13 protein-coding genes and 1 pseudogene are annotated in these 10,786 nt (G+C 46.6%); 10 read left to right on the forward strand and 4 right to left on the reverse strand.

The genetic code is table 11. The features are described from left to right. Positions 1-60: 60 nt before the first annotated feature. From AZ602_RS04380 to AZ602_RS04405, 6 genes are all read left to right on the forward strand, one after another. A complete protein-coding gene (locus AZ602_RS04380) occupies positions 61-1,080 on the forward strand; it encodes an LLM class flavin-dependent oxidoreductase (protein WP_103033856.1) in 1,020 nt (339 codons plus the stop codon). Between the two features lie 85 nt (positions 1,081-1,165). Then, positions 1,166-2,221: an NADH:flavin oxidoreductase/NADH oxidase gene (locus AZ602_RS04385; RefSeq protein ID WP_103033857.1), complete on the forward strand. Its 1,056-nt coding sequence runs from the start codon at positions 1,166-1,168 to the stop codon at positions 2,219-2,221. Positions 2,222-2,408: 187 nt separating this feature from the next. Then, complete coding sequence (gene yegQ, locus AZ602_RS04390; RefSeq protein WP_103033858.1) at positions 2,409-3,863, forward strand: tRNA 5-hydroxyuridine modification protein YegQ; 1,455 nt, start codon at positions 2,409-2,411, stop codon at positions 3,861-3,863. Between the two features lie 19 nt (positions 3,864-3,882). Further along, positions 3,883-4,779 carry an NYN domain-containing protein gene (locus AZ602_RS04395; protein ID WP_103033859.1) on the forward strand — a complete coding sequence of 299 codons (897 nt, stop codon included), beginning with the start codon at positions 3,883-3,885 and terminating at the stop codon, positions 4,777-4,779. A 39-nt stretch (positions 4,780-4,818) separates the two neighbouring features. Beyond that, entirely contained in the window at positions 4,819-5,127 is a 309-nt protein-coding gene (locus AZ602_RS04400; RefSeq protein ID WP_146025221.1) for a hypothetical protein, read from the forward strand. A gap of 67 nt (positions 5,128-5,194) precedes the next feature. After that, complete coding sequence (locus AZ602_RS04405; RefSeq protein WP_103033861.1) at positions 5,195-5,452, forward strand: YfhL family 4Fe-4S dicluster ferredoxin; 258 nt, start codon at positions 5,195-5,197, stop codon at positions 5,450-5,452. 73 nt (positions 5,453-5,525) lie between these two features. Here AZ602_RS04405 and AZ602_RS04410 read toward each other — a convergent pair whose 3' ends face one another. From AZ602_RS04410 to yihA, 3 genes are read right to left on the reverse strand one after another with little or no spacing between them, the layout of a single operon-like run. Further along, positions 5,526-5,972 carry a GatB/YqeY domain-containing protein gene (locus AZ602_RS04410; RefSeq protein ID WP_103033862.1) on the reverse strand — a complete coding sequence of 149 codons (447 nt, stop codon included), beginning with the start codon at positions 5,970-5,972 and terminating at the stop codon, positions 5,526-5,528. Between the two features lie 39 nt (positions 5,973-6,011). Continuing rightward, entirely contained in the window at positions 6,012-6,851 is an 840-nt protein-coding gene (gene rsmI / locus AZ602_RS04415) for a 16S rRNA (cytidine(1402)-2'-O)-methyltransferase (protein WP_078317399.1), read from the reverse strand. After that, positions 6,844-7,548 carry a ribosome biogenesis GTP-binding protein YihA/YsxC gene (gene yihA, locus AZ602_RS04420; protein ID WP_103033863.1) on the reverse strand — a complete coding sequence of 235 codons (705 nt, stop codon included), beginning with the start codon at positions 7,546-7,548 and terminating at the stop codon, positions 6,844-6,846. Before yihA ends, rsmI begins: the two co-directional genes overlap by 8 nt. A 240-nt stretch (positions 7,549-7,788) precedes the next feature. On the opposite strand from yihA, the gene AZ602_RS04425 reads away from it, so the two are divergent. The 4 genes from AZ602_RS04425 (at position 7,789) to AZ602_RS04440 (ending at position 10,598) form a co-directional block, all read left to right on the forward strand. After that, positions 7,789-8,088: a cytochrome c5 family protein gene (locus tag AZ602_RS04425; RefSeq protein ID WP_103033864.1), complete on the forward strand. Its 300-nt coding sequence runs from the start codon at positions 7,789-7,791 to the stop codon at positions 8,086-8,088. A 266-nt stretch (positions 8,089-8,354) separates the two neighbouring features. Next, positions 8,355-9,050, forward strand: a complete 696-nt coding sequence (locus tag AZ602_RS04430; RefSeq protein WP_078317396.1) for a cytochrome c — start codon at positions 8,355-8,357, stop codon at positions 9,048-9,050. Between the two features lie 136 nt (positions 9,051-9,186). Then, positions 9,187-10,266 carry a hypothetical protein gene (locus tag AZ602_RS04435; protein WP_103033865.1) on the forward strand — a complete coding sequence of 360 codons (1,080 nt, stop codon included), beginning with the start codon at positions 9,187-9,189 and terminating at the stop codon, positions 10,264-10,266. After that, the gene (locus AZ602_RS04440; protein ID WP_227525168.1) at positions 10,263-10,598 is read left to right on the forward strand and encodes an RnfH family protein; all 336 of its coding nucleotides are present in this window, start codon (positions 10,263-10,265) and stop codon (positions 10,596-10,598) included. The genes AZ602_RS04435 and AZ602_RS04440 overlap by 4 nt, the downstream gene beginning before the upstream one ends. A 49-nt stretch (positions 10,599-10,647) precedes the next feature. On the opposite strand, the pseudogene AZ602_RS04445 reads toward AZ602_RS04440, so the two are convergent. After that, positions 10,648-10,786 (reverse strand): annotated as a pseudogene (locus AZ602_RS04445) (IS30 family transposase); the annotation flags it as partial.

Raw genomic sequence — 10,786 nt, forward strand, 5'->3', positions numbered from 1 at the left:
AGAATTTGGATCATCACCCCAAAGTAATCCATAACTTAGATTAAAACAAAGGAAAAAAACATGTCCCAATCGACCAAACTCTCCATCCTAAACCTAGCACCTGTCCGCCAAGGCCAGTCCAATAAAGACGCCATCGACAGCATGGTAGCGCTTGCCAAGTTCGCTGATCAAGCAGGCTATCATCGTTATTGGATCGCCGAGCATCACAACACCCGCTCGCTGGTCAGCTCAGCCACCCAAGTGCTGATCGGCCATACATTGTCGCAGACTGACCGCATCCGTGTCGGTAGCGGTGGGGTGATGCTACCCAATCACAGCCCATTGATGGTCGCTGAACAATACGGGACACTTGCAACGATGTATCCAAACCGTGTGGATCTGGGGCTTGGGCGAGCACCGGGTACTGATCCCAAGACCGCAGCGGCACTCAGACGCCATGCGCATGATATTTCGCATCAATTTCCACAGGATATCGCTGATTTGCAGCGGTATTTTGGCGGTGATGATGTGCAGAGTGATGTCAAGGCAATCCCCGCCATCGGCACCCAAGTCCCACTGTATATCCTAGGCTCGAGTACAGATAGTGCGTATTTGGCAGCCAAGCTTGGTCTGCCTTATGCCTTTGCCAGTCATTTTGCACCAAGCCTGATGCCTGAAGCGTTGCACATTTACCGCACCAACTTTATGCCATCAGATGTACTGGATGCGCCTTATGTCATTATCGGCTGTAATGCCATCATCGCCGATACCGACCGTGAAGCCCAGTATCTTGCCACCACGCAGCAGCAGTCATTTTTGAATGTCGTGCGTGGTCGTGGTCAGCCGATGCAGCCGCCTGTCGATGATATGAACGCCATTTGGCTGCCGCACGAAAAAGCTGCCGTCATGCACATGACCGCTTGCTCGTTCGTCGGCGGTCGAGATACTGTACACCAGCAACTACAAGCCTTCCAGTCACGCTATCAAGCCGATGAGCTGATGGTGATGAGTCATATTTTTGACGAAAACTTACAACAAAACAGCTATCAGATGCTGTATGATATCGTCCAAGATCTCAATCAGTCAGCAAGCTTAATCTGATTTGATGGATTGCTATGAAAACGATTTTAAAATCTTTACTCCATAAGCCCAAATTATTTTTATGATGAATTAACAAGAGAAACCCATGCCGACATTTCGCCATTTACACACGCCATTTAGCCTAAAAAATTTGACACTCAAAAACCGCATCGTCATGCCGCCGATGTGCCAATACCAAGCCACAGACGGGATGCCAAATGACTGGCATTATGTGCATTATGTCAGCCGAGCCATCGGTGGTGTGGGGCTGATTATCGTTGAGATGACCAATGTTGCACCCAATGGTCGTATCTCGCCACGCTGTCTTGGACTTTGGAATGATGAACAGGCTGATGCCTTTGGGCGTATCGTCGATGGCGTACACGCCCAAGGTGCCAAAATCGGTATCCAAATCGCCCATGCAGGGCGTAAGGCGCAAGACTGCCCTGATGCCATCGCCCCAAGTGCCATCCACTATGGCAAGCTTGATTTTGATGGTCAAAATCTCATCACCCCAAGAGCAATGAGCGTACAAGAGATTGATGATACCATCGCTGCCTTTGCGGCATCTGCTCACCGTGCGGTGGCGGCAGGCTTTGATGCGATTGAGCTGCACGGTGCGCATGGCTATTTGATTCATCAATTTAGCTCACCCAAGTCCAATGTGCGTGATGATGAATACGGTCAGGATAAATTTTTGTTTGGCGAAAAAGTCATCCAAGCGGTTAAAGCCGTCATGCCTGATGATATGCCGCTCATCATCCGTATCAGCGCCCAAGAATATGGCGAAAACGGCTATGACAGCGACTATGGCGTACTGATGGCACAGCGTTTTGCCAAGGCAGGCGTGGATATGATTCATGTCAGCGGTGGTGGCGATGGCGTCCTTGCCAAGGGGCATCATCCTGCTTTTGGTGCAGGTTATCAAGTGGGTCTGGCAAATACAATCAAGCAAGCCACAGGTTTGCCCGTCATTGCTGTGGGTATGCTTGATAATCCGTTGGTTGCCGATTTTGTGCTTGAGTCTGATCAAGCGGACTTGGTGGCGGTCGGTCGTGGGCTGCTGCGTGATCCGCATTGGTGGCTGAATGCTCAGCGTGATTTGGGACAAACAGCTCAACAGATGCAAGATTTACCATCATCTTATGCTCGTGGATACTGAGCATCACGGATAATCAAAGGATAATACAAGGTAATGTTCCCAAAGCTTATCAGCACATGATGGGTTTTGGGAATTTTATGACTTTTGGTAATCCTTAGTGGCATACTAGGAATTTTTTGGTATAATAAGAAGAATTTTCCCAATACATTTCTTATTTTTCTAAAAAAGAACCAAACAGGCAGCCAAGATGAGCCAAACCGCCAATCAACCTACCCAGCCAACCAAAAAAGCCGAACTACTTTGCCCAGCAGGGACATTCAAAAATATGCAATACGCCTTCGCCTATGGTGCGGATGCTGTCTATGCAGGGCAGGCGCGCTATAGCTTGCGTGTGCGTAATAATGACTTTGATGAAGATAACCTACGCCGTGGCATCGAGTATGCGCACAGCTTGGGCAAGCAGTTTTATGTGGTGGTCAATATCCAAGCGCATAATGCTAAGCTTAAGACCTTTATCGAAGACATTCGCCCTGTAATTGAGATGAAGCCAGATGCGCTCATCATGTCGGATGCTGGTATGATTATGATGGTGCGTGAAGCCTTTCCTGAACAGGCGATTCATCTGTCGGTACAAGCCAATGCGGTGAACTGGGCGACGGTGAAATTTTGGAAACAAATGGGTGTCAGCCGTGTCATCGTCAGCCGTGAGCTATCGATGAAAGAGATTGAGCAGATCATCGCTGAAGTGCCTGATATGGAAATCGAAGTATTCGTCCATGGCGCACTGTGCATGGCGTATTCGGGTCGCTGCCTGCTATCTGGCTATATCAATAAGCGAGATGCCAACCAAGGCACCTGCACCAATGCCTGTCGCTGGTCGTACAACACCTACAAAGCCACCGAAAACGAAACTGGCGACATCGTGCCAGTCACCCAAGGCACGGACATCGCTCAAGTCTTTGTACCAAATCAAGCTACCAATAGTAATGCCATCGGCACTGTGAATCTAAACGGTGATATGGTGATGGGTGATGACTATGTCGAACAGCCGAGCGATGAAGTGGTACTGATCGAAGAGCAGGGTCGCCCAGGCGAGCTGATGGCGATGTATGAAGATGAGCATGGTACTTATATCATGAACTCCAAGGATTTGCGTGCGGTGGAGCTTGTGCCTGATTTGGTCAATATGGGCGTGCATTCACTCAAGATCGAAGGGCGTACCAAGTCGCACTACTATGTGGCACGCACCGCTCAAGTCTATCGCCGTGCCATTGATGATGCGGTGGCAGGCAAGCCATTTGACACAAGTCTCATTACTGCACTGGACGGGCTTGCCAACCGTGGCTATACCGAAGGTTTCTTACGCCGTCATGTACACAGCGACTACCAAAACTACGAGTACGGCTCATCCAAGACCGACCATCAGCAGTTCGTCGCTGAAGTCTCTGCCATTAGTGATGAGCGTCTCACGCTAGAAGTCAAAAACAAGCTGATGGTTGGCGACACCATCGAAATCATGACGCCAAAAGGCAATATCACCTACACACTCACCGAGATGTGGGACAAAAAAGGCGAGCCAATTGATGGTGCACTGGGTTCTGGTTGGATTTGCCAAATCGCCAATCCGTTTAAGGATATGGATCATGAAGTGCTAAAGTTCGCCTTGGTGATGAAAAGTGTGAGTGAGGCGATTTATACGTGAGTGATGAATCAAGTGCACAATGAATGATAAGAAAGTTGCCTTATTAATTGATATCAATCAATGTAGCCATCATAAACTGCCAGAGATTATTGTACAAGCTTCGCAATTTGGTGAGCTGACACAAATCCGCGCTTATGGTAATTGGACGGCAGAAAACATGATGGCATGGCATCGCTGGACTGATACTTTTAGTATTGAATTGATTGATAATAGTATTTATATTGATAAAAATACAACGACACATACTTTGAGCATTGATGCTGTGAGCTTATTTTATGAACACGGCATCAATGTTTTTTATTTGTGTATTAGTAGTATGCTTTATGCACCATTGCTTGAATTTCTAAAAATGCAATGGGTGCAAGTACAGCTGATGCATAGCCAAAATATCAGTGAAGAATTTGTAAATCTTGTGGCAAAACTATCAGGCAATAACGATAGCGTTCAGATTGCCGAGCTTGCACCATGCGCCGATGATTCGACATGCGTAATTGACGACACGATACTTTCCCAAGTGGTTGATGATTGTATTGATGTGCTAGGTTGGGCGAGATTGAAAAAGATTCATCGGCAGATTGTACCGAGTCATCCGTCGCTAAAATCAAAAACGTTGTTGGCACTACTGCAAATGGCTGGATTTAACATCTGTAAAACTAAAGAGTTAATTTGGATCAAATCAAAAAATAATAATCATTTAAGAAATGCTATCTTGGATGATTTTGATGCGCAGTTGCATATATTGCAGTGTGTTTGGGCTTTGCAATCAGATGGGCAGTTTGTTTCTTTAACTAACCTTGCAACGCTACTGCATCATAATGCTCAAGTCCTACCAGAAAATTATGGATATGATAATTATTTGGATTTGTTGATTAATCTGCCTTATTTTCAAAGAAAGGTGGGTAATAGTGCTGTATAAATCCAATATACCAAATCAGATAAATTCCATGAAAAAGTGGTGAATTTTATATTAGATGGTGGTCTAATTCCACCGCTTGCCGTTCGCAGTCTTGATGAATTGGAGTTTATATCTGGTTTAAGAGTGCTAAATAATAGGTATATTGAATTCTTAAAGCTTTATGTCAAAGAATTTATCGTACCAGATAAAGGGCTGGCAGCTTATGTCATTTTATATCCGATTTTAAACAACCATCCCGATATTGATAGTTATGACTTTGGCTGCAAAAAATGGCTAGATGTCTTTAGACAAAGTTCAGAATTTGTAGTGGTGGAGCAGGATAATCAATTTTGGGTTGGTTGCAAATAAATTGCTCAAAATCCAATTTGGGTTTGTGTTACAATGATGAACTAAAGATATTAATCAATATAAAACCATGGCACTAAAAATCACCACCGACTGTATTAACTGCGATATCTGCGAGCCAGAATGTCCCAACGATGCCATCAGCTATGACCAAAAAGGTCAAAAAACCTATGTCATCAACCCTGACCTATGTACCGAGTGCATCGGCTTTTATGATGAGCCGACCTGTGATAAGGTCTGTCCGATAGACTGTATCATCAAAGATCCTGAGCGCATCGAGTCGCCTGATGAGCTGATGGCTAAATACAAAGCCATTTGGAATAAATGATGACTTTGCCAAAATCCGAAAGTTAAGCTAAAAAACGCGCCAGTGGACAAACAGTGGCGCGTTTTTTAGGGAATTAGGCACTGAGAGCTTGTTTAACAAGTACTGAGATCACGGCAGGATCGGCGCGACCGACGGTTTTTTCTTTGACGGCATTCATCACTCGACCCATGTCTTTCATGCTGCTGGCAGACAGCTCGGTGATGGTGGCACCGATAAGATCCTTGAGGGCGGCTTCGTCAAGCTGTGGTGGCAAAAACTGGCTGATGACCTCAATCTCAAGCTGTTCTTTGGCAGCCAGATCTTCACGGCCATTGGCTTGATAAATATCCAATGACTCTTGACGCTGCTTGATCTGTTTTTGTAGTAGCTCAAGCACGGCAGTGTCATCAAGTTCGGTTTGGCTGTCGATTTCCACTTTTTTGATGGCGGCTTGCACATTGCGCAGGATTTTCACCACTTCCATTTCACGCGCTTTCATCGCAGACTTGACGGCTTCGGTGAGAGAGTTTTTTAGTGTCATGATATGCTCCAGTTAAACGATTAAAAATTAATTGACCTATCAATTGACCTGTTGTAGCGCCAAAAGACGATCGTAGATGGCAGATTTTTTGAGTCCTGTGACATCAGCGACGATGGCGGCAGCTTTTTTGGGTGGCAGCTCTTTGGCGATGGCGATGAGCCAATCATCATAAGCCATCTGTTCGGCAGGCGCGCGCTCATTGCCAGCCACGACAAGTACGATCTCGCCTTTTTGTTGGTTGCTGTCATTTTTGACGAACTCAAGCAGCTCACCCAATGGCAGCTTTTTGATGGTCTCAAAAGTCTTGGTCAGCTCACGGCACAGTGTTGCCTCGCGCTGTGCGCCGAATACAGCCACCATATCCGTCAGGCTATCGATGATACGATGCGGCGCTTCATAAAAAATCAGGGTCTCGCTACGGTCTTGCCAGTCTTGCAGCGCCTTGATACGGCCGTGAGTCTTGGCAGGCAAAAAGCCAATAAAACTGAATTTATCCGATGCCAATCCTGCTGCTGACAAGGCTGCTACCATCGCGCATGCACCGACGATCGGCACGACCGTGATGTCATTTTCGTGCGCTGCTTTGACCAAGCGAAAGCCAGGGTCTGACACCAAAGGCGTACCAGCATCACTGATGAGCGCCACCGAATCGCCTGCAGCCATCCGCTCAATGATCTTTGTTGTCTGTGTATCGGCATTATGCTCGTGATAAGCGATGGTGGGTGTGGCGATGTTAAAATAATTTAATAATTTGCCTGATGTGCGCGTATCTTCACAGGCGATGAGATCGACTGACTTAAGCGTACTGATGGCGCGCTCGGTGATGTCTGACAAGTTACCGATTGGCGTGGCGACAATATACAGCAGCCCCTTAGTCATTGGCAGTCACCGCTTGAGTGCCATCGAAACTGGCATCTGTATCATCAGCGATGGCATCTGTAGCGATATTATCATCAAGCTCAGCCAAATGCAGCCAATCGCCCAATACCGCAGCCAGATCATGCACGCCTTCTTTTTTGAGTGCAGAAAATAGCTGGATGCTAAATGGCAAATCCAGCGCCTCTAGCTGTTTTTTGGTGGCAAGCAGAGCAGCTTTTTGGGCGCCGCGCTTGAGCTTGTCGGCCTTAGTCAGCAGCACATGCACAGGTAGGCCGCCATCTTTTGCCCAGTGAAGCATCTGTTCATCGAAGTATTTGAGTGGATGACGAATGTCTGTCATCAGCACCAATCCCACCAAGGACTGACGCGACACCAGATACTCTTCAAGCTCTTTTTGCCATTTGATTTTCATGCTTTCGGGTACGGCGGCATAGCCATAGCCTGGCAAATCAACAATGCGCGCATTTTCATTACCAACGGTAAAAAAGTTGATCATCTGCGTGCGGCCTGGTGTCTTTGATGAGCGCGCCAGCTGTTTTTGGTGGGTGATGGTATTGATGGCTGAGGACTTGCCGGCATTGGAGCGTCCAGCAAAAGCGACCTCATAGCCAGTGTCAGCAGGGCAGAGTTTGAAGGTTGGTGCGGATAATAAAAATTGCGTTTGATGGATTTTTTTTAAAAAATCTTGGCTAGTCATGTCGGTTAATCATCTTAAAATATGTGCTAAGTTTACCATGAAAGCAGCATGCTTTAAAAGGCAAAGTTATGCATTATCATCCATCTGATGCACTGTCATGCAGTGGATGCGGCTTTGGTTACCAAAATCTGCTTGTAATTGCCTAAAAATCCCTCATAATAATACCTATGTGTACGCTTGTACGAAACCTAAGCCACCATCTTAAGATGGCAGCACTCACAACCATAATAAGATAAAATTATGAAAACATTGATAAAAACATCGCTTATCGCCATGCTTGGATTGGCATCCACAAGTTTGGTGCATGCCGACATCGCCCAAACCTACAACAAAAGCTGTGCCACTTGCCACGACAGTGGTGCTTTAAATGCGCCCAAAAAAGGCGACAGCGCAACATGGCAAAAGCTCACCCAACAAAAAGGTCAAGCTGCACTTGTAAAAGCTGCGCACGATGGCAAGCATCAAATGCCTGCGATGGGTCTGTGCCAAAGCTGTAGCGATGAGGATTTGGCCAATTTGATCGATTATATGAGTAAATAACCTTCAAATTAGCGTTTTTTGGGGTGAATTTGGCTGGGTTTTGGATCTGTGATGGCTTAAAATCACGGAATTTTTACTAAAAATGCCACTTTTTTAAAAAAAATGTTACCAAAACCACAATTTTTGTAGGAAAATTGGCCCAACTCTTGCTATAATAGCAAAAGTTATTCCAGTATGATTGGTTTTAATCGATAAAAAGATGCGCTGGATTTAAACATTCAGCCACAACATCACCCAAGACTTAGCCAAGTTAGTAGGAAATTGTTATGAAACCTGCAAAAAAAGCAACTTTAGCCAAATTCGCTCTCGCCTCAGGGATTGGTATCGCCAGCCTGTCAGCCTATGCCGTTTCTTATCCTGTGCCTGCCTATGACATCGAAGCTGGCAAGGCCATCGTGGAAGCGAACTGTGCTGCTTGTCACGGTACGAATGGTGTCAGCCCAGTGCCTGCACAGCCAAACCTTGGCGGTCAGAATATCAAATATCTCTACAAGCAGCTGGTGGATTATAAGACCAAAGCACGCCGCAATGGTATCATGGAAGCACAGCTGGCGGGTCTAACGCAGCAAGATTTGGCGAACTTGGCAGGTTATTATGCTAGCCAAGCGCCTTGGACTCCAGGTTATGGCAACAAGGCAACTGTCGCAGAAGCCACCAAGCTGTACTTAGGTGGCGATAAGACGCGTGGTGTTATCCCATGCGCAGGCTGTCATGATCCAAAAGGCGCAGGCAATGCCTATGCAGCATTCCCACGCTTAGGTGGTCAGCATGCAGGCTATTTGGCAACCCAGCTAAAGCTCTTCCGTGCTGCGGGCCGTGAAGATGAAGTGGCATCTGATATGGAAGTTCGTACCAACGACTCTGCCAAAAAAGGCGAGAAAGGCATGATGCAGATGGTTGCAGCGCGTCTGTCTGATCGCGACATCAAGATTTTGTCTGAATTCTTGGCAGCTGTTCACTGATCACAAGATGATTACAAGTGGTCTTTTGATTTAAGATTGCATCATTTAACACACCCCAAAAGCCTGTGCTTTTGGGGTGTGTGCATTTGCAGGGACTTTTGTGGTAGAATAGTTCAAATTTTTAATGGTAAAGATTATGCTCCATCGATATACGGTATTTTTTGTGGCGTGCGCCTTGCCTTTATTATTCATCGGTCAAGTCGCACCAAACATGGCGCGCGAGTTGGATTTTTGGCTGTTGTGGGTGGCGGCGATGGCACTGGTTGGATTGCCTGTGCTATTTGCTGAATTTGCGCTCTCAGCGCGTTCAGCGGACATGCCGTGGCAAGGCATGCAAAAACTGACCCGTGAAGCAGATGCCAGTATCGCATGGCGTGGCTTTGCATTGTTGTCGGTGGTGGTGGCCATTCTAATCTCGGCCAATATCTCAGGGCGTATTGCTTTGGGTGCTGCCGCTCAGTTTCCATCAGTGCTTCAGTCATCTGGCATACCGATGGCAGGCATCGCTGCAGGTCTGAGCGTGATCGCTGTGATTTTAAGCTTGTTAAAGACGCGACTGCTCTTGGTCGGAGTGCTGCTGATTTTGTTAGGCTCATTGCTTTCGTTATTTGATAGCTCGGTGAGCGTGCCTGTGATGACTGAGGTAAGTCTAGGCGAATGGTCGCGCGCGGTGATCTTGGCGTTGCTATGCGTCGGTGTGGGTACAGGTCTGTATTGGTTTGGTGGTATGGCAACAGCGCCCACTGTGATGCAAACCAAAAAATCTTTGGCAGGTTATATCCTTCCTGTCTGGATGACGCAGCTGATCTTTGGTTCATTGGCGATTTTGGCAGGCAGTTCGATGGTCACCATCCCATCATTTGTGGTGACTAGCCTAGGCATGCTGCTGATTTCAGCGTTTTTATTGCATTATGCATCCGTGCAGTTGATGGCGCGCTTTGGCATCGTCGCTGCGGCTGTGGTGTTGGTTTTGGCGATCTTATTTAGTATCGTGCCTGTGCAGATGACCTTGATTGTCATCATCTGTTTGAGTCTGGCGGCGGTATTGATGTTGTCAATTTTCTCAGGATTTGTGATGAAAATCAGCCATCTGCGTAAGACGCTAAACCTAAGCAGTGAGATGCGCTATAATCTTTGGCGCGTATTGGTGCGCATCGTGGTGCCTATCGCCATCATCATCGCGGTTGTTGGCTTGGTCATCGAATGGCTGGCATGATTGCAATCGCCATCGCTGCCGTACCTGACTCGGGTCGGCAGTATTATACAGAACTGATGCTGCCTTTGGGTGCAAGTGTGTTTGAGGCGCTGATGGCATCGGGCTGGATGGAGGATCCTGATTTTGTTAAGTTTTGGGCTTGGGCGCAAGATAATAAACACAGCGAGCCTCGACATTCAGCTTGGTATGTCGGCATATTTAGTCAAAAAACGCGGCTTGATGCACCTTTAAAATCTGGGGATCGCGTGGAGATTTATCGGCCGCTGATCATTGATCCGATGACTAAGCGCAAAAATCTATCCAAAAAATCCTCAAAAAAGCACAGCAGATGACCAATAAAAAAGATGCTTAACATAGCATCTTTTTTTATTGCTTGAATTGTCAAACCAAGTGCAACGATTTTTTGAAGTAAACTTCATAAGGTGTTTTCCAACCTAAACATTTACGTGGTCGTAAATTCAGTTTATTGATCACCTGTTGAATATCAACTTCGCTCCACTGATTGATGTCTTGGTGCTTC

Source organism: Moraxella sp. RCAD0137 (assembly GCF_002894025.1).
GTDB lineage: Bacteria > Pseudomonadota > Gammaproteobacteria > Pseudomonadales > Moraxellaceae > Moraxella > Moraxella porci.